Source organism: Microbacterium algeriense, assembly GCF_008868005.1.
Classification (GTDB): domain Bacteria; phylum Actinomycetota; class Actinomycetes; order Actinomycetales; family Microbacteriaceae; genus Microbacterium; species Microbacterium algeriense.
The window spans coordinates 293,362-311,011 of sequence record NZ_WAAO01000002.1 but is presented as its reverse complement, the minus strand read 5'-3'; the positions used below and the strand labels follow the sequence as shown (position 1 = coordinate 311,011).

The following is a 17,650-nucleotide window of genomic DNA, read 5'->3' as shown; positions in this document are numbered from 1 at the left end:
CACCGAGTCCCGCGTGCCGCAGGTCTGCGCTCCACGCCGCGGATATGACACGATGGGAGCGCACGACGAAGGGAGTGCCATTGAGTGGCCAGACGTGGACGCCTGCCCCGAAGAAGGGGATCATCCCCCTTCATCCGCTGACCTTCGGGATGCTCCTGGGCAAGGCCTTCGCGGCTCTCCGCCACAATCCGAAGGTGCTCTTCGGATTCGCCGTCGCCATCCAGCTGGTGGTGGTGATCGCGACGGCGACGGTCATGGGACTCGTGCTGTTCACCACCTTCACCCGGCTCTCCACGGTCTCCCCCTCGTCTCCCGACTTCGAAGCGGTGTTCGCCGGGACCGTGGCCATCAACCTGATCGCCGGACTCGCGGTGGGACTCGCATCGATCGCGTTCACGGCGATGATGCAGGGAGTCGTCGCGGCCGAGATCGGCTATGCCGCGATCGGTGTGAAGGCGACGCTGCGCATGCTGTGGCGCCGGATGACCCCGGCGTTCTGGCGTCTCGCCGGATTCGCCTCGCTGTCGGTCGTGGCCGTGTTCGGGGCCTTCATGATCGTCGCGGCCGTCGCCGCCGGTCTCCTCGCCGGCGGGCTCGGCGACAGGGGGGAGCTGGTCGGTCTCGTCGTCGTGGTCATGATCCTCATCGTGCTCCTGTGCATCCCGCTCGGCGTGTGGCTCACGACCAAGCTCCTGCTCGTCCCGTCCATCCTCGTGCTGGAGCGCGCCCGATTCCGCGAGGCGTTCGTGCGCTCCTGGCGCCTCACGCGCGGCCGGTTCTGGGTCGCATTCGGGGTCATGTTCCTCATCAGCGCCATCATGGGACTGGCGGCGCAGGTGGTCGGCATCCCGGCCACTCTGCTCAGCTCGCTCCTCGGCTCGGTGGTCGCTCCGACCGGGGCGGAGGGGCCGAGCGCCGTCGTCGGCTACGCCCTCACCCTCATCGCCCCGCAGATCCTGCTGCTCGTCATCCAGGCCATCGCCCTCGTCGTGCAGAGCACCGGGTCCGCTCTGGTCTACCTCGACTGCCGGATGCGGTACGAGGGACTCGATCAGACCCTGCTCAGCCACGTCGAGCGTCGAGAGCTCGGCTGGACCGACGAGCAGCTGGGCGATCCGTTCGCCGTCGACCCCTCGCGTGCCGTCACCTCCGCACCCCCGCCGCGGCAGGTTCCCGAACACGTGCTGATGACGCAGGCCGGCCTGTATGCGCCGACCGGAGCCCCGGGCTATCCCGCCCCGCCGGCACCGTACCCCGGCCAGACACACCCCGGCCGGACATACCCTCCCGCGCCGTACCTCGCTGCAGCACCGCAGGCCCCGGCGCCGCGGCCCGCCGCGGATGTCGCGTTCCCTCCCCCTCCGCCCCCGCGTGACCCCGAGCCGCGCTCCGCCCCGACCGGGAACGAGTGGACGGCGCCCGGCAGCGACGCGACGACATGATCCGACGCATCGACGACGCGTTCGTCCCGGATGGGGATGACGCCAGACGCTGGGCGGAAGAGGAACTGTCCAACCCGCGCTACGCGGATGCCAAGCCGACGTGGTTCGACCTGCTCGCCCGCGACGTCGGGCGCTTTCTCGCCGACCTGTTCAGCTCGGAGAACGGGGCGGGCGTCGGCCCGTCCGCGCTCATCATCGTCATCGTCATCATCGCTGCTGCTCTGGTCGCGGCACTCCTCATCTGGGGACGCCCGCGCCGTTCGCGTGCCGTTCGCCGCGGACGCCTCGATCTGCTCGGAGCGAGCGATGACCGCACCGCCGCGCAGCTGCGGTCCGACGCCGAACGCAGCGCCAGGGAGGGCGACTGGGATGCGGCGACCGTCCTCCGCTACCGGGCGCTGGCGCGCGGACTGCTGGAGCGCGACCTGATCGATCCGGCCCCCGGCGCCACCGCGCAGGCCATCGCGCGTGAGGCGAGCGCGGTGTTCGCCGACGAGTCGGACGCCCTGCGCCGCGCCGCCGTCGCCTTCGACGACGTCCGCTACCTCGGCCACCGCGCGACGGCGGCAAGCTATGGAGAGCTCGCGGCGACCGACGAACGGCTTCGCGCCCGTCGCACCGAGGCGGTGGCAGCATGACGGCCGTCCGCGAGGGGACCGCGCTGCCGTCCACCGCAGATCCCCGACCGCGCCGGGGCAGGACCGTCGCGGGATGGAGCATCGTCGTCGCCCTCGTGCTGCTGGTGTCCTTCGCCGCGCTCCGCGTCGCCGCCACCGGACCCGCGGCACAGGGTGCGCTCGATCCGGAAGGTGCAGGCGAAGGCGGAGCGCTCGCTCTCGCCGAGATCCTGCGCGAACAGGGTGTGGACGTCTCCGTGTACCGATCTCGTGCGGAGGCGCGTGCCGCGATCGATCAGGACGCGACGCTCGTGATGACGAACCCGTACACGCTGACCGACGAAGCCCTGGAGACGCTGATGGAGCCGGCGGAACGCGTCGTCTTCCTCTCCGCCGGGACCCACCTGCTGAACACCCTGAAGATCGGCGAGAACGCGACCGGCGCGCTGTCCGAGGTCACTCCCGGATGCGACCTGCCCGAGTTCGCCGAGGTCGGCTCGATCCGCGCCGACCGGCTCTTCTCCCCCGCCGACGGCGTCCAGGCGTGCTTCCGGAACGACGAGGGCGCCGCGGTCCTCGTGGACGCGCGATCGCGGCCCCGCCAGGCGGTCGTCGAGGGCACCCGGCTGTTCGACAACGAGGGCCTCGCCGAGGACGGAAACGCCGCCTTGGCTCTCGCTCTGCTCGCGCAGACCGACCGCGTCGTCTGGTACGTCCCGAACTTCGCCGACTCGGACATCGAAGGCGAGACGGTCGACACTCTGGGCAGTCTCACGCCGCCCTGGGTCACGCCGGCCATCCTCCTGCTGATCGCAGCCGGGATCGCCGCGGCGATCTGGCGGGGCCAGCGCTTCGGACCCCTGGTCGCCGAGACGCTGCCGGTCACGGTCCGCGCCTCGGAGACCATGCACGGCAGGGCGCGCCTCACCGCGAAGGCCGCGGACGCGCAGCATGCCGGAGAGGCGCTGCGCGACGGCGCACGGCGACGACTCGCCCGCCGCCTCGGCCTCGCCGTCCACGCCGGAGCGGACGACGTCGCCGATGCGGCTGCGGATCGGCTCCGGGTCCCTCGCGGCACGCTGCAGGAGCAGCTGTCCGGGCCGCTCCCCCACGACGACGCCGCCCTGATCGAGCTCGCCCGTCGGCTCGAAGCGCTGGAGGACGCCGTTGACGACAGCATCCGCAGCGCGAAGGACACCCCGTGACCGACCACGCACACTCCCATCCATCCGAGACAAGCCGAGGGAACCCCGTGACCGTTGAGAATCAGACCGCGGACGACGCCGCGCTCCGACAGGCCATGCACCGAGTCCGCACCGAGGTCGACAAGGCCGTCGTCGGCCAGGCCGGCACCGTCACGGGTCTGCTGGTCGCTCTGCTCGCCCGCGGACACGTCCTCCTCGAGGGGGTGCCGGGGGTCGCGAAGACCCTCGTCGTGCGATCCTTCGCCCGCGCGCTCGGACTCGACACCAAGCGCGTGCAGTTCACCCCCGACCTGATGCCGGGCGATGTGACGGGCTCGCTCGTGTACGACGCGCGCACCGGAGAATTCGACTTCCGCGCCGGCCCGGTCTTCACCCACATCCTCCTCGCGGACGAGATCAACCGGACTCCGCCGAAGACGCAGGCCGCCCTGCTCGAGGCGATGGAGGAGCGTCAGGTCTCGGCGGACGGTGTCAGCCGTGCTCTGCCCGACCCGTTCCTGGTCGCGGCGACGCAGAACCCGATCGAGCACGAGGGCACCTATTCCCTGCCCGAGGCTCAGCTCGACCGGTTCCTGATGAAGCTGGTCGTCGGCATGCCGGAGCGCGACGCCGAGGTCTCGGTGCTCCGACGGCATGCCGAGGGCTTCTCGCCGCGCGAGCTGACGGGCGTCGAGGCCGTCGTGTCCGCCGAGGAGATCCGCGCGGCCCAGCAGTCCGCGGCGGCCGTCGAGGTCACCGACGACGTCCTCGGGTACGTCGTCGACCTCGCGCGCGCGACCAGGCAGTCGCCGTCGGTGGAGCTCGGCGCGAGCCCGCGCGCGTCGACCGGACTGCTCGCGGCGGCCAAGGCCTGGGCGTGGCTCAACGCCTCCTCCGCAGTGACGCCCGACCATGTGCAGACCATGCTGGTGCCGGTGTGGCGCCACCGCCTGCAGCTGCGACCGGATGCCCAGATGGAGGGTGTCTCTGCCGATGCGGTGCTCACCTCGGTCGTGCAGCAGACCAGGGTTCCGATCTAGGTGTTCGTCACCGGCCGCCTCGCCGTCGCCATCGCCGTCGGTGTCGTCCCGCTCGTCCTCGCCGGGCTCGCGGGCTCTCCGGCGTACACGGTCCTGGGCGTCTGGCTCGCGCTGTGCGCGCTGCTGGTCGGTCTCGACGTGCTCCTCGCCGCGAGTCCCCGGTCCGTGACCGTGACCCGCCGCCTGCCCCGGCGCGTGCGTCTCGGCGAGCCCGTCCCGGTCAGCGTGGCCGTCCACAACCACGGGTCCCGGCCACTGCACGCGGTGATCCGCGACGCCTGGCAGCCGACGGCGGGCGCCCCCGAGGAACGGCAGCGGCTGAGCATCCCCGCGGGAGAGCGGCGACGCGTCGCGATTCCGCTCCTGCCGCGGCGGCGCGGAGAACTCGTCAGCGAGTTCGTGATGGTCCGCTCCCGAGGCCCGCTCGGGCTCGCCGGCCGACAGGCACGGCATGCGGTCCGCGGCGCGATCACGGTGCTGCCGGCCTTCGCCTCGCGCAAGCACCTGCCGTCCCGGCTCGCCCGGCTGCGCGAGCTCGACGGCAACACGAGCATCCAGGTGCGCGGCCAGGGCACCGAGTTCGACTCGCTGCGCGAGTACGTGCGGGGCGACGACGTGCGCTCGATCGACTGGCGTGCCACGGCCCGCGCCGGCACCACGATGCTGCGGACGTGGCGCCCGGAGCGCGACCGCCACGTCGTCATCATCCTCGACACCGGACGCACGGCCGCCGCCCGCGTGGGAGACGGCACGCGGCTCGATGCCGCTCTCGAGGCCTCCCTGCTGCTCGCCGCGCTGGCCTCGCGTGCCGGAGACCACGTCCACCTGCTGATGTACGACCGCGTCGTGCGGGCGCGGGTGTCCGGCGTGGAGGGCACGGCGCTCCTGCCGGCGATGACGGACGCGATGGCCCCCATCCACGCCCGCCTCGTGGACACCGACTGGCACGGGGCGTTCGCCGCCGTGCGCACGCTCACCACGCGCCCGTCCCTGATCGTCGCGCTGACCGCGCAGGACGCGGCCGAGTCCGCCCGCGGATTCCTCGGAGCGTTCCCGAACGCGACACGGGCGACCACCGTGCTCGTCGGCTCCGTCACCGACGACGGCATCGCCGAGCTGGCGCGTCGACGCGGCTCCCGGGAAGAGGTCTACCTCGCCGCCGCGGCCGAGCGCACCCTGCGCGACGCCGAGGACGTCGCGGACGCGATCCGTCGCGCCGGGGGCGAGGCGATCGCCGCCGACCCTGATGCCCTGCCGCCGCGGATCGCCGATCGCTACCTGGAGCTGAAGGCGGCCGGCCGGCTCTGATCCCCGAGCGGACGGGATCAGCCGGCGACGAGGCGAGGAGTGCCCGCCTCGTATTCGACGAGGTCCCCCGTCTCACCCGAGCGGTGCGCCCGCCCTCCGACCACGAGCATGTAGATCAGGAACACCGCGAGCGCCGCCGCGCCGATGCCGATCTTCAGCGGCCAGGGCAGCGCCCATCCGGTGACGAACCCCTCGACCAGCCCGGCGAGGAAGAGGGCGAAGACCAGCCCGAGCGCCACGGTCGCGAGGGCGCGGCCCTGCTCGGCGAGCGCCTCGCCGCGCGTGCGTCGCCCCGGCGCGACCCACGCCCAGAACGCATGCAGTCCGGCTGCGGCCGCCACGAAGATGCAGGTCATCTCGAGCATGCCGTGCGGGAGGATGTACAGCACCATGAGGTCGGCATGCTCGTGTGCCGCCATCACCGCGCCCGACGTGCCGAGCCCCATGGCGTTCTGCACCAGCATGTACACCGGCCAGATGCCGGTGACGCCGAAGAGAACGCACTGCATCGCGATCCAGGCGTTGTTGGTCCAGACCATGCCCATGAACACCGCGGCCGGATTCTCGGTGTAGTACCCCGTGAAGCTCTCGTCCGCATACTGCTTCAGGGCATCCGGGTTGCCGAGCGTGGCGACGAGGGCGGGGTCGCTCGAGATCCAGGCGGCGGTGCCCACCGCCACCGCGATGAAGGCCACCGCGATGACCAGTGTCGTCCACCGCAGCCGGTACAGGGCGGCGGGCAGCTGCAGACGGAAGAAGCGCGCGGTCTGGGTCAGGATGCTGTCGGATGCGCCGGTGAGACGCAGCCGTGCCCGCACCAGGATGGTCGACAGATACGCACCCTGCGGGGAGTCGCCGATCGACGTCTTGAGCTCGGCGAGGTCGGCCGACGCCGCGCGATAGCGGACGATCAGCTCATCCACTCCCGCACCGTCCAGACGGGCACGGCTGAGCTCGTCGAGCCGCTCCCACTCGGCGCGGCGTGCATCGGTCAGCGCATCGGCGTCCACCTGATTTACTGTACTCATGTCCGCCCAGATCGACGTCTCCGACGAGGTGCTCTCCGGCGAGGCCGTGGCGATCGACGTGCAGCCGGTCGGCTTCCTGCTGCGGGCGCTCGGCGCCATCATCGACATGCTCCTCGGCTACGCCGTCTTCGTCCTGTGGATCTTCCTGCGCATCTGGCTGCTCGACGCCGGCGTGCTCGACGCGGCGACCGACCGCATCGCCGTCGTCTCCGCGTTCGTGGTGAGCTTCGTCGTCCTCCCCCTCACGATGGAGGTCGCGCTGAAGGGGCGCAGCCTCGGCAAGCTCGCGGTCGGCGGACGGATCGTGCGCGTCGACGGCGGCGCCGCAGGATTCCGCCACGCCTTCATCCGCGCCCTGCTGGGGGTGCTCGAGATCTACATGACCTTCGGAGGCATCGCGGTGCTCACCGGCGCGTTCACCGCCCGGTCCCAGCGCCTGGGCGACCTGGTGGCGGGAACCTACAGCCAGCGCGTGCGCACCCCGGCCCTCACCACCCATGCCCCCGTGCTGCCGCCGGCTCTGGCGGGCTGGGCGCAGGTGGCGGACGTCGCCCGGCTTCCCGACCGTCTGGCGCGTCGCATCTCGCAGTTCCTGCAGAGCGCGCCGCGGATGGTCCCGGTCGCTCGGGCGCGCGTCGCGGCGGAGCTGCTGGCGGAAGCGGCTCCGTTCGTCTCGCCGATGCCGCCCGCTCCCCCCGAGCACGCGCTCGTCGGCATCACGGTGCTCCGCAGGGAACGCGAGCGCCGCGCTCTGCAGAACGCGGACCGCAGGGCCGAGCGGCTCACCGGCCGACGCGTCGGGGTCTGACCGACGCCGACGCGCTCCGACGTGCTCAGACGTGCTCCGACGTGCTCAGTAGCGGTAGTGCTCGAGCTTGTACGGACCCTCGACGGGCACGCCGATGTATGCCGCCTGCTCCGTCGTGAGAGCGGTCAGCCGCGCGCCCAGCGCGTCCAGGTGGAGTCGCGCCACCTTCTCGTCGAGCGCCTTGGGCAGCACGGAGACGCCCGTCGGGTAGGCGGCGATGTTCGTGTACAGCTCCAGCTGCGCCAGCACCTGATTGGTGAAGGAGGCGCTCATCACGAAGGAGGGGTGCCCCGTGGCGTTGCCGAGGTTCATCAGTCGCCCCTCGCTGAGGACCAGCACGCTGCGTCCGCTCGGCATCCGCCATTCGTGCACCTGCGGCTTGACCTCGATCTTCTCCACCCCGGCGAGCGCCTCGAGGCCTGCCATGTCGATCTCGTTGTCGAAGTGTCCGACGTTCGCGACGATCGCGAGGTGCTTGAGCGCCTGCAGGTGCTCGACCGTCACGACGTCGCGGTTCCCCGTGCCCGTGATGACGATGTCGACCTCGCCGGCCACGTCGATCAGTCGCGCCACCTGGAAGCCGTCCATGGCGGCCTGCAGAGCGCAGATGGGGTCGACCTCGCTCACGATCACGCGCGCGCCCTGACCCCGCAGCGCCTCCGCCGCCCCCTTGCCGACATCGCCGTAGCCGCAGACGAAGGCGACCTTGCCGCCGATGAGCACATCGGTCGCCCGGTTGAGCCCGTCCGGGAGGGAGTGCCGGATGCCGTATCTGTTGTCGAACTTGCTCTTGGTCACCGAGTCGTTGACGTTGATGGCGGGGAAGAGCAGGTCTCCGGAAGCGGCGAGCTCGTACAGTCGGTGCACGCCGGTCGTGGTCTCCTCGGTCACACCGATGAGACCGGCGGCGAGCTTCGTCCAGCGGTCGGGAGAGGCGGCGAGCGAAGCACGCAGAAGGTCGAGGATGACCGTGAACTCGTGGGCATCGGCGTCCGTCGCGGCGGGCACCGCACCGGCCTTCTCGAACTCGACGCCCTTGTGCACGAGGAGGGTCGCATCGCCGCCGTCGTCCAGGATCAGGTTGGGCCCGTCGAACCCGGACGACGACCAGTCGAAGATGCGCGCGGTGCACGCCCAGTACTCCTCGAGCGTCTCCCCCTTCCAGGCGAAGACCGGAGCACCGGCCGGCGCATCGACGGTGCCCTCGGGACCCACCACGACGGCCGCCGCCGCCTCGTCCTGCGTCGAGAAGATGTTGCAGCTCGCCCATCGCACCTCGGCGCCGAGCGCGACGAGTGTCTCGATGAGGACGGCGGTCTGCACGGTCATGTGCAGCGAGCCGGCGATCCGCGCGCCCTTCAGCGGCTGAGCGGCACCGTACTCCTCCCGCAGCGCCATGAGCCCCGGCATCTCGTTCTCCGCCAGTCGGAGCTGATGACGGCCGGCTCCGGCGAGCGACAGGTCGGCGACACGGTACTCGAGCTCAGACATCCTCACATTCTTCCATCCCGTCAGAATCGCATCCTGGCGTGTCAGAAGCGGATCGCGTCGATGACCTTCACCCGCAGAGCGACGAGCGCGGGGATGAAGCCGGACACCGCCCCCACGACGACCGAGGCGAGGAGTCCGATCATCGCGGCCCGCATCGGGAACGGCGGGACGTCCTGGATGCCGGAGAACAGCGAGGTGACGATCCAGTCCGACCGCAGGATCGCGACCACGATCGCGATCCCGATCACGCCGGCGACCGTCGTCGCGACGAGGCTCTCCAGGAAGACGGAGAAGAACACGCGTCCGGAACTGGCCCCGAACGCGCGGCGCACGCCGATCTCGCGCACCCGCTGACGCATGGCCACGAGCTGGATGTTGATCAGGCTGAGCGCGCCGAGGGCGAGGATCAGCGCGGCGATGCCGCCGGTGATCATCTCGAAGGTGGCCTGCGCGTCCAGGGTGCCCGGTTGCGCCGCCCAGTCCGATCTGCTCACCGAGACGGTCTGACCGGCGGGGAGCCCGGCCCGCAGATCCATGGCGAGCACGGGGGCGATCCGATCCACCTGATCCTGCCCCATCCAGATCTCGTACTGCGTCCAGGCGTCGGCCGGGAGCGCATCCACGCGGGCGCGGTAGGAGTCGTACAGCAGGTCGACTCGCAGTTCCTCATCGCCCATGCCCTGGCGCGGCGTGATCCCGATCACCTGGTACGTCCCCCCGGCCGCGCCGCTGAGCGTCAGCGTCGGGTGCTGCGTGAGCGGCACGCGCCCGAGGCGATCCCACAGCGCTTCGCTGATGACGACCGCCGGCGCCAGGGCTTCGGCGTCGGAACCCAGGAACCAGCGTCCGTCGAGGAGGCGTTCACGGTGGATCTGTGAGAACGCGGGATCCATCACCCGTGCGGCCACCTGCGTGATGCCCTCCGGCAGCTGCACATCGAGCATCACGCCCTGCGCGATGCGCGCCGTGTGACTGAACCCGAAGCGCTCGGACACCCGGCTGAATCGCTCGTCGAAGCCGTCGGCGTCCACGGGAGATCCGTCGTCGCGCGTGACCGAGACCACCACCGTCGCGGCTCGGCCGCCGAAGCGGTCCGACTGCTCGGTCTGGAACTGCCTCTGGTACTCCGAGATCGCCACGACGGCAGTGAGCGCGCCGACCGAGACGGCGATGCCGATCAGACTGAGCAGCACGCGGAGCTTGTGCACGCGGATCTCGGCCCATGCATCGGCGAGCGCGCCGAGGAAGCCCGTCATGCGTCAGCCCTCGGCGGCGTCGACGGCACGGATGCCGCGAGCGTCGACGCTTCGAAGGCTCGACTCAGATCGGCCGTCTCCAGGCGTCCGGCGTCGAGGCGGTAGTGGCGACGGGCGCGCGCGGCGACGTGGAGGTCGTGCGTGATCGTGACCAGCGCGGCATCGGTCTCGGTGGCGACCTCGTCGAGGAGCGACATGACCGACGCCCCGGTGTCGATGTCGAGGGCGCCCGTGGGCTCGTCGGCGAGGATCAGCACCGGGCGGCGCACGAGAGCCCTGGCGATGGCCACGCGCTGCTGCTCGCCGCCGGAGAGCTTGTCCGCGATCTGGTCGACGCGGTGTCCGAGCCCGACCCGTTCCAGCATGTCGGCGGCGATGCGACGACGGTTCCAGAACATCCGGCCCCGCGCATGACCGAGCGGCATCATCACGTTGTCGATGGCCGTCCTCCCGGCGAGGAGGTTGAACTGCTGGAAGACGAAGCCGACGTTGTCTCCGCGCAGGCGGTCGAGACGGCCGGATCGCATGCGGCGCACCTCGCGCCCCTCGAAGGAGACCGAGCCGGAGGACGGCGCATCCAGCATCCCGAGGATGTTGAGCAGGGTGGACTTCCCCGACCCCGAGCGGCCGACGATGGACACGTGATCCCCGGCGCCGACCTCCAGGCTGACGCCGCGGAGGATCTCGAGTCTCGAGTCATCCGCCAGGAGCACGCTCTTGGACACGTCGTCGAGCGCGACGAGACTCACCAGCTCATCCCGCTGTCGCACTGCTCCACGCCCGGCGAGACCTCGTAGCAGATCTCCTCGACGGGTGCGACGAAACCGGGCACGAACTCGCGGATGCTGTCGCCCTCCGCGAGGCCCTCCGTGACCTCGACCATCACACCGTCGTTGACGCCGAGCTTCACGGCGCGCTCCTCGGGCTCCGACCCGTCGGCGGCGTCGATCCAGACGCTGCCCGTCCCCGAACCGCCCTTGACCGCGGTCACGGGGACCACGAGTGCGTCGTCGACCTGGCCGAGGGCGAGATCCATGGTGGCGGGGAGGCCGGCGAACACGGTCTGATCTCCCGGGATGGCGCACCGGACGTTCGCCGTTCCCTCGGGCGTCACCTGCACGCCCACGCCGGTGCACGCGAACGGTGCGGGACCGCCGGTGATCGTGACCGTCGCCTCGGTCGGCGCGTTCACGAGCCGATACAGCTGCACCGGCTCCACCGTGGCGAGCAGGTGGTAGCGCGCCGGTGTGAGCTTGTAGGTCTCGGTGCCGACGGTCGTCGTCTGCCCCTTCACGACGGCCAGCTCCGAGACGTCGCCGGCCTCCGGCGCGAGCACGTCGATGTCCTTGCGCGGGTCGTCCTGGCGGACCGTGAAGAGCTTCTGTCCCGCGGCCACGGCGGCACCGTCGCCGATGTGCACCGCGATGACGGTTCCGTTGATCTCGCTCCGCACCGGATACGCCTCGTCTCGGGCGACGTTGCCGCTCAGGCTGAGGGCGTTCACGACCGATCCGCGCTCCACCGCGACCACGGGGTCGGTGATCGCGGCCTCGGGACTGACCACGCTCTCCGCCCGGTCGGGGAAGAAGGCGATCTTGACGAGCGCGGCCGCGCACGCCCCGATCAGGAGGACGAGCAGCAGGGGGAAGATCCAGCGACGCCAGACGATCACGAGTGCCTTTCCGGCCGCGCCGCCCTGGCACGCCTGCGGTCAGCGTATCCAGACTTCGATTCGACCTCGGGCCCGGCGACCGCGTGTCGAACGGACGCGCTCAGGCGCGGAGAGCCTCGTGCCTCACCACGAGCCACCCGGCGGGCACGGAGAGCCGATCCGCATGCGGGGAGCACAGGTCGTGCGCCTGCGGGTCGTTCGCAGCGCCGAGCGGACCGAGGGCCGCCATCTGATCCCCGTAGTCGTACGTGAGCGTCGCCACGGCCTCTCGCGCGCAGCCGACCTTCGAGCACAGTCGTTCGTCCATCTCCGTCAGCGTACGGCCGGCGCGCGCCGGAGCCGGGCATGCCGCGCCGCGCGACGCGGTACGGCCTAGACTTTCGTCATGCCCCGTCGTCGTGCCACCCATGCCTCCGCCGCACCACGGCGCGGCGCGCGGCACGGTCGCCACGGGAGGCTCGGCCGCAGCGAGGTCGTGCGTCCGCCGCTCGCTCCGCTCGACGGCCGCATCGACCGATTCGACCTCACCGTCGGCACCGCGGTGGAGTTCCTGCGCGGAACGTGGCCCGAGTTGCAGGAGGTCCGCTTCGAGATCGGCGCGATCCCCGGTTTCGACGCGACGGAGGAAGTGCCTCGGTGGTATCTCGACCGCGAGAATCGGCGCATCGTGCTGTTCCGGCTCCCCATCGAGCGGCTCCTTCCCCCCGGGCACGACGACGCCGCACACCGCCGCATGGCGATCGAGAGCGCCGTCTTCCGCGCAGCCGCGGAGTACGTCGGTCGCGAGCCCTGGGACCTCGGGCACGATCACTGACTCCTCGCGCCGCGCGTGCGCGTCAGCTCACGGGTAGACCGTGATGGACCGTTCGACGCCCGGGCTCGCCTGCACCGGAAGCACAGCCAGGCGTCCGGGAGCGGTGAGCGTCACAGCGGCGTGCACCGCGCCGGTCGTCCGCATGCGGTAGGTGGTGCGCGCCTCGACCTCCACCCCTCGGGTCTCGCCGGCGGCGATGCTCACCTCCTGGGGTTCGCCCCCGTCGAGCGGTTCGAGCGTCACGGTCGCGTCCTGGTCCGAGGTGTTCGCGATCTGCAGGCGCGGGGCGGGACCCGAGGGCACCGCGAACACGACCTCGTCCTGGATCTCCGGCGCCGGGGTCGCCCAGGCGAAGTCGGAATCGAGGCCGAACCCGTCCTGCTCGCGGATCGCGGCCACCACCGGAGCTTCGGCGTCGACCTCCACGGTGTAGCGCCCGGGCTCGAGGCCGCTGAGGGAGACCTGAGCCGGCACGTCGGCATCGAGCGGAACGGTGAACTCGTCCACGGTCGAGCTCGACCCCTCGCGCTGGACGCGGACGGTCGCCGTGGTGCCTGCGCCCGGCGAGAGCAGGCGCAGCACGGTCATCTCCGCGTCGTCTCCGTCCGCGGCGAAGGCCTGCACGCCGGTGAACACGAGGTTCTGCTGCGCGCCGGCGACCGCATCCTGCAGGTCGACGCCCGCCGGGTCGAGCACCCGCACGAGCGAGGACTGGAGGACGGCCCGCACCGGGGCGCCCACCGCGGCCACCTTGACGACCGGCGCCTCCTCTCCCGCCGCGACCGCACTGAGCGGAAGGCCGATCTGGGTGCGAGCGGGGACCACCGTCGTCGTCGTGCTCCGGGTGGCGCCGTAGATCGTCAGCGTGACGGTCGCCGGTACTTCGGCGGCGTTCGTGAGGGTCACGATGTCCTGGGCGCCGGTGGCGACGCTTCCTCCGACGAGCCAGGAGTCCAGCCGCGGCACGCCGCAGGGAAGGGCGGCATACCCGGCGAGGTCGTCCGCGGCGACGGCGATGGACTCGGCGCCGGCGATCAGCGGGGCCGAGCGCTCCTCGACCGCTCCGGTCAGCACCTGCGGGCCGGAGTCCTGTCCCAGATCCGGAGCCGCGAGCTGCATCGCCGCGGGCGGCCCTGAGGTGCCTCCGGCGGTGAGCGACGGCGTCCCCGCCGCGCGCATCTCCAACGGCGCGGCGGCATCCCGGCCGAGGGCGCGGAGATCTCCGTTGCACACGAGCACGCTGTCGCCGGGAAGCGGTGTGACGTCGACCTGTGCCGGCTCGTGCCGGACGGTCGGCCAGGGAGCATGGATCGCGGTCGCGACGCCGACGACGCACGCCGCCGCCACGACCACACCGGTGACGAGCCTCGCGCCGGTCGCGGCGACCCGGAATGCACGTGTCCCCGTCATCGGTCCTCCTCCTTGCCTGTCGGCGCCGGCCGATCGGCATCGTCGGGTTCCGCCTCGCCGTCTGCGCCGGACGCCTCGTCGACGTCAGGGACGGGTTCGGCGATCGGCGCCAACGCCTCGTCTTCCAGCGCCGGAGCGTCCTGCGGCTCCTCGATCGCTCCGATCGGCTGGTCCTCCGGGTCGTCTCTGTCCTCAGCGTGGCGCGGAAGGACGAGGGGCTCTTCGGGAGCACGGCCGACGATGCGGGACTGGGCGCGCGCCGCGCGACGGGAGGCGCGGGTGGGGATCGCGAGGAGAAGGGCGGCGAGCACGGCCAGCAGCTGCAGGGTGACGACCAGCCGGGCGGTCCCCTCCTGTGCGGAGGTGAGCTCCGGAGCGGCCGCGGCGTCGGCCTCCAGCCGCCAGAGGACACCGCGATCGGTCGAACCGGCGTGCACGAGCCCCGGGCGCTGATCGATCGACGCGATGGCGGTGGTGCGCAGCGTCCGCGCACGATCGCCCTCCCCGCCGGCGACCGCGGACAGGAGGACGTAGCTGATCCCCTTCGCCGCCAGCTCGCCCGGTGCGTCGAAGTCGCGGGCGGAGATGAGGTCGACCGCGAGGGTCGAGACGTCCTCGCCCTGCGGCTCGACGGCGGTCGACAGCATGGTCGTCTGCGATCCGAGCGTCTCGCTGGCCCCCCAGACGACCTCGGCTGCGAGGCCGCCGTCATTCTGCGGCGTCAGCACGAGGGTGGCGACCGACGCGTCGCCCGCGGCCTGCGCCGCTACGTAGGCCGGCAGGGTGGACTCCGGGCCGTTGGTGAGGACCGTGCGACCGGCGTGGAAGGCGGTGAGCGCGGGCACGGCGCAGACCGCCAGCGCGACGCCGGCGGAGACCGCGGCGATCACGCGCAGCCGCGGCAGCGTGAGCGCGGTGTCGAGCGTGACGAGAGCCGCTCCCAGCACCCCGACCCAGGCCAGGCTGAGTCCCGCACCCGGCCAGATCGCGACGGGAGCGCCCTGGACGAAGCTGACGGTGACGCCGACGGCCAGGAAGGCCGTCGCGAGCCCCGCGAGGGCGACGACGAGCAGGGTGATGCCGGCCCGCCAGCGCGGGGCGACGGCGGCCCCGAGCGCCAGGAGCGCGAGCGGCGCGCACAGCACCGGCGCCCACACCGCGATCGAGGCGGGGACGAGCGCCGTCCATTCGGCGAGACCCGCGGTCGGGAATCCGGTGGCGAGGGCCAGACGACCCGCCGCATCGGCTGCCGCCTGCGGTCCCGCCCAGATCGATCCGGGATCGGCCAGGATTCCCAGGGGCGTGCCGTTCGCGAGCTGCCAGAGCACGAGAGGGGCGAACATCGCCACGGTCGGCACGGGCAGCCAGAGCAGCCGCCCCGCCCCACGGAACTGCGCCGTGCCCAGCACGATGCCGAGGGCGACGACCCACAGCAGCGCGAGCGCGGGTGCCAGCGACGGGGCGCAGGCGATCACGGCGGCGAGCAGCAGGGACGCGCTTCCGGCAGCTCCCCAGGAGCGGTGCGCGACGACGGCGCTGTGGAAGAGCCAGGGCAGCAGCAGGTGCACCAGGACCGCGGCAGGCCGCCCCTCCACGAGCGCCGTGAGGAAGGTCGGCGCGAGCGCCCACGCGACGCCGGCGAAGATCCGCAGTCCCGCCCGGTCGGTCACGCGCGTGGCAGCGAACCACCCCCCAAGGACGGCGAGGGGCAGGGCGAGGATCCACAGGAGCACCATCGCGAACGAGGGCGCCCCCGGCCACAGCGTTCCGACGACCGCCACCACCGCGGCGAACGGATCGGCCGGACCGACGACATCGACGCCGATGCCCCGCAGACCCCAAGCGGCGTCCGCCCAGAGCGCCGACACGGTCTGCCGGAGCGGGAGCAGTCCGCCTCCGCCGACCGCCGGCCAGGCGATCAGGGTGGTGAACGAGGCGATGCTGACGACCAACGCCGCCAGCACGGCCCAGGCGCCACCGCCGGAGAAGAAGCGCAGCTCGCTGACGGCACCGCCTTCACTGCCGTGCCCGTCGTCCAGCCGCCGTCGCAGGTCGGAGGAGGTGACCCGCAACGGCGCGATGCTGGCCCATGTCGAGGTGCGGAAAGCGCGGATGCGCGACCGGGAACGAGCGACGGCACCGACGCGCACCATCGCGGTCAGAGCGGCCCACCACTCGGGCAGCACGGACTCCGGGCGCTTGCCGACGAGATGCGTCAGCGAGCGCCACAGCGCGAGCGGAAGCAGACTGAGCCAGTGCAGCGGCACGGCGGCGGCCGGCGCATATGCCAGGCGGCGATGCAGCTGCGCGAGGCGGGTGACGTAGGCGCGGCGCGTCCTGCCGGACGGCAGCGCCGCCGGCCCCCCGGGCGCTGCGGCGACCCGCGCGCTCGGTGCCAGGACGACCCTGCCGCCCCCGAGGCGCGCGCGCACGCCGAGGTCGAGCCCCTCGTCCGCACCGGCGAGCGCCGGATCGATGCGCAGCGCGTCACGGACCTCGCCGCGGATGAGCATGCCTCGCACGTCGGCGCCGAGGGCATCGTCCATGCGATCGTGCTGGCCCTGGTCGAGCTCACCGGCAGCCAGTTCGACCGACCGTCCCAGCGCCGTCATGCTGACGCCGAGCGAGACGATCTCGCGGTCGTTGTCCGTCGCGACGAGCTTGGGGGCGACGATCGCCGCAGAGGGAGAGCGCTCCAGCGTCCCCCTGAGACGTTCCAGCGCCCGCGGATGCGGGGCGGTGTCCTGCGCCAGCAGCCAGATCGCGGAGCCCTCGAGCACGCGCGGACGGGCGAGTTCGACCGCCTCGGCGAACGTCGTGGTCGACCGTGCCTCGATGATGCCCTCCACGGTGCTCGCGACGGCTTCGCTCTCGCGTGCCGAGGAGGCGTCGCCGCAGACCACGAGCGCGATCGCGGCCGGGGGCGCCGTCTGATCTCGCAGAGCTTCGAGAGTGCGGAGGAGCTGCGCTCGGGAGGAGGATCCGTGGCGCGCGACGATGATGGCGTGAACTCGGGCTGGCATGACGTCGTCAGCCTATGCGCGCGATACTCCGGCTCGGGTCAGCGGACGCGGCGCGCCCGCGAAGCCATCGGCTCCCACGCGGGAGGATGACGATTGTCAGCTTGCGCGGCGCTTGAGCTTGCGGCGCTCGCGCTCGGAGAGCCCGCCCCAGATGCCGAACCGCTCGTCGTTGTTGAGCGCGTACTCGAGGCACTCGCCGCGCACGTCGCACGAGGTGCAGATGCGCTTGGCGTCACGGGTCGAGCCGCCCTTCTCGGGGAAGAACGCCTCCGGGTCGGTCTGCGAGCAGAGCGCGTCGCTCTGCCAGGCGAGGGCGTTGTCGTCGTCCGGGTCGGCTCGCCGCACCCCGGGGACGCCGAGGTTCACCGGGTCGACGTACCAGTTCTCCGGCACATCGGAACGGTATCCCGTCATCTCGACCTCCAACCCTTCAAACCGCCCCCCTGGCGGGCCGTGCTCAACTAATTACACCCGTGTCATTCGCTCCGGTCAAGTCGCGGATCGTAAACCCTCAAGCGACTCTTGAAGGTTCTTGAGCCGGCGTCGGCGTGTCGCGA

Annotated in this window: 16 protein-coding genes; 7 read left to right on the top strand and 9 right to left on the bottom strand. The window is 71.9% G+C overall.

The annotated features are described in order from the left end of the window. Positions 1-80: 80 nt before the first annotated feature. The 5 genes from F6A08_RS09060 to F6A08_RS09040 all read left to right on the top strand — a co-directional run bounded on the left by F6A08_RS09060 (position 81) and on the right by F6A08_RS09040 (position 5,591). The gene (locus F6A08_RS09060; RefSeq protein WP_151459293.1) at positions 81-1,442 is read left to right on the top strand and encodes a glycerophosphoryl diester phosphodiesterase membrane domain-containing protein; all 1,362 of its coding nucleotides are present in this window, start codon (positions 81-83) and stop codon (positions 1,440-1,442) included. After that, on the top strand, positions 1,439-2,080 hold the full coding sequence (locus F6A08_RS09055) for a DUF4129 domain-containing protein (protein WP_151459292.1): 642 nt from the start codon (positions 1,439-1,441) through the stop codon (positions 2,078-2,080). The genes F6A08_RS09060 and F6A08_RS09055 overlap by 4 nt, the downstream gene beginning before the upstream one ends. Continuing rightward, positions 2,077-3,264, top strand: coding sequence for a DUF4350 domain-containing protein (locus tag F6A08_RS09050; protein WP_151459291.1), 1,188 nt, complete (start codon positions 2,077-2,079; stop codon positions 3,262-3,264). Before F6A08_RS09055 ends, F6A08_RS09050 begins: the two co-directional genes overlap by 4 nt. A gap of 95 nt (positions 3,265-3,359) precedes the next feature. Further along, entirely contained in the window at positions 3,360-4,283 is a 924-nt protein-coding gene (locus tag F6A08_RS09045; RefSeq protein ID WP_225855835.1) for an AAA family ATPase, read from the top strand. Then, entirely contained in the window at positions 4,284-5,591 is a 1,308-nt protein-coding gene (locus F6A08_RS09040) for a DUF58 domain-containing protein (protein ID WP_151459290.1), read from the top strand. Positions 5,592-5,608: 17 nt separating this feature from the next. On the opposite strand, the gene F6A08_RS09035 is transcribed toward F6A08_RS09040, so the two are convergent. Continuing rightward, on the bottom strand, positions 5,609-6,601 hold the full coding sequence (locus F6A08_RS09035) for a stage II sporulation protein M (protein ID WP_151459289.1): 993 nt from the start codon (positions 6,599-6,601) through the stop codon (positions 5,609-5,611). Positions 6,602-6,617: 16 nt separating this feature from the next. Between F6A08_RS09035 and F6A08_RS09030 the strand changes: the two genes are divergently transcribed. Continuing rightward, positions 6,618-7,427 carry an RDD family protein gene (locus tag F6A08_RS09030; protein ID WP_017203243.1) on the top strand — a complete coding sequence of 270 codons (810 nt, stop codon included), beginning with the start codon at positions 6,618-6,620 and terminating at the stop codon, positions 7,425-7,427. Positions 7,428-7,472: 45 nt separating this feature from the next. Here the strand turns inward: F6A08_RS09030 and ahcY are convergent, their stop codons facing one another. The 5 genes from ahcY to F6A08_RS09005 all read right to left on the bottom strand — a co-directional run bounded on the left by ahcY (position 7,473) and on the right by F6A08_RS09005 (position 12,153). Beyond that, on the bottom strand, positions 7,473-8,918 hold the full coding sequence (ahcY, locus tag F6A08_RS09025) for an adenosylhomocysteinase (protein ID WP_151459288.1): 1,446 nt from the start codon (positions 8,916-8,918) through the stop codon (positions 7,473-7,475). A gap of 41 nt (positions 8,919-8,959) precedes the next feature. Further along, positions 8,960-10,174 (bottom strand): ABC transporter permease, encoded by a 1,215-nt coding sequence (locus tag F6A08_RS09020; protein WP_151459287.1) that lies wholly within the window; start codon positions 10,172-10,174, stop codon positions 8,960-8,962. Then, positions 10,171-10,923, bottom strand: coding sequence for an ABC transporter ATP-binding protein (locus F6A08_RS09015; protein ID WP_151459286.1), 753 nt, complete (start codon positions 10,921-10,923; stop codon positions 10,171-10,173). The genes F6A08_RS09020 and F6A08_RS09015 overlap by 4 nt, the downstream gene beginning before the upstream one ends. After that, a complete protein-coding gene (locus F6A08_RS09010) occupies positions 10,920-11,846 on the bottom strand; it encodes an efflux RND transporter periplasmic adaptor subunit (RefSeq protein ID WP_017203247.1) in 927 nt (308 codons plus the stop codon). Before F6A08_RS09010 ends, F6A08_RS09015 begins: the two co-directional genes overlap by 4 nt. Positions 11,847-11,946: 100 nt before the next feature. Then, a complete protein-coding gene (locus F6A08_RS09005; protein WP_017203248.1) occupies positions 11,947-12,153 on the bottom strand; it encodes a DUF3499 family protein in 207 nt (68 codons plus the stop codon). A 78-nt stretch (positions 12,154-12,231) separates the two neighbouring features. Here F6A08_RS09005 and F6A08_RS09000 point away from each other — a divergent pair, with 78 nt between their 5' ends. Beyond that, entirely contained in the window at positions 12,232-12,660 is a 429-nt protein-coding gene (locus F6A08_RS09000) for a hypothetical protein (protein ID WP_225855796.1), read from the top strand. Between the two features lie 27 nt (positions 12,661-12,687). Here the strand turns inward: F6A08_RS09000 and F6A08_RS08995 are convergent, their stop codons facing one another. From F6A08_RS08995 to F6A08_RS08985, 3 genes are all read right to left on the bottom strand, one after another. Continuing rightward, positions 12,688-14,070, bottom strand: a complete 1,383-nt coding sequence (locus tag F6A08_RS08995) for a DUF5719 family protein (RefSeq protein WP_124895246.1) — start codon at positions 14,068-14,070, stop codon at positions 12,688-12,690. Next, positions 14,067-17,093 carry a glycosyltransferase gene (locus tag F6A08_RS08990; protein WP_151459285.1) on the bottom strand — a complete coding sequence of 1,009 codons (3,027 nt, stop codon included), beginning with the start codon at positions 17,091-17,093 and terminating at the stop codon, positions 14,067-14,069. The genes F6A08_RS08995 and F6A08_RS08990 overlap by 4 nt, the downstream gene beginning before the upstream one ends. A gap of 96 nt (positions 17,094-17,189) precedes the next feature. Then, complete coding sequence (locus tag F6A08_RS08985) at positions 17,190-17,507, bottom strand: WhiB family transcriptional regulator (RefSeq protein WP_017203251.1); 318 nt, start codon at positions 17,505-17,507, stop codon at positions 17,190-17,192. Between the last annotated feature and the right edge of the window lie 143 nt (positions 17,508-17,650).

Coding starts and splice junctions, on each gene's coding strand:
- F6A08_RS08985 (WP_017203251.1), bottom strand. CDS start 17,507: ATGACGGGATACCGTTCCGATGTGCCGGAGAACTGGTACGTCGACCCG.
- F6A08_RS09020 (WP_151459287.1), bottom strand. CDS start 10,174: ATGACGGGCTTCCTCGGCGCGCTCGCCGATGCATGGGCCGAGATCCGC.
- F6A08_RS08990 (WP_151459285.1), bottom strand. CDS start 17,093: ATGCCAGCCCGAGTTCACGCCATCATCGTCGCGCGCCACGGATCCTCC.
- F6A08_RS09055 (WP_151459292.1), top strand. CDS start 1,439: ATGATCCGACGCATCGACGACGCGTTCGTCCCGGATGGGGATGACGCC.
- F6A08_RS09045 (WP_225855835.1), top strand. CDS start 3,360: ATGCACCGAGTCCGCACCGAGGTCGACAAGGCCGTCGTCGGCCAGGCC.
- F6A08_RS09030 (WP_017203243.1), top strand. CDS start 6,618: ATGTCCGCCCAGATCGACGTCTCCGACGAGGTGCTCTCCGGCGAGGCC.
- F6A08_RS09050 (WP_151459291.1), top strand. CDS start 2,077: ATGACGGCCGTCCGCGAGGGGACCGCGCTGCCGTCCACCGCAGATCCC.
- F6A08_RS08995 (WP_124895246.1), bottom strand. CDS start 14,070: ATGACGGGGACACGTGCATTCCGGGTCGCCGCGACCGGCGCGAGGCTC.
- ahcY (WP_151459288.1), bottom strand. CDS start 8,918: ATGTCTGAGCTCGAGTACCGTGTCGCCGACCTGTCGCTCGCCGGAGCC.
- F6A08_RS09000 (WP_225855796.1), top strand. CDS start 12,232: ATGCCCCGTCGTCGTGCCACCCATGCCTCCGCCGCACCACGGCGCGGC.
- F6A08_RS09005 (WP_017203248.1), bottom strand. CDS start 12,153: ATGGACGAACGACTGTGCTCGAAGGTCGGCTGCGCGCGAGAGGCCGTG.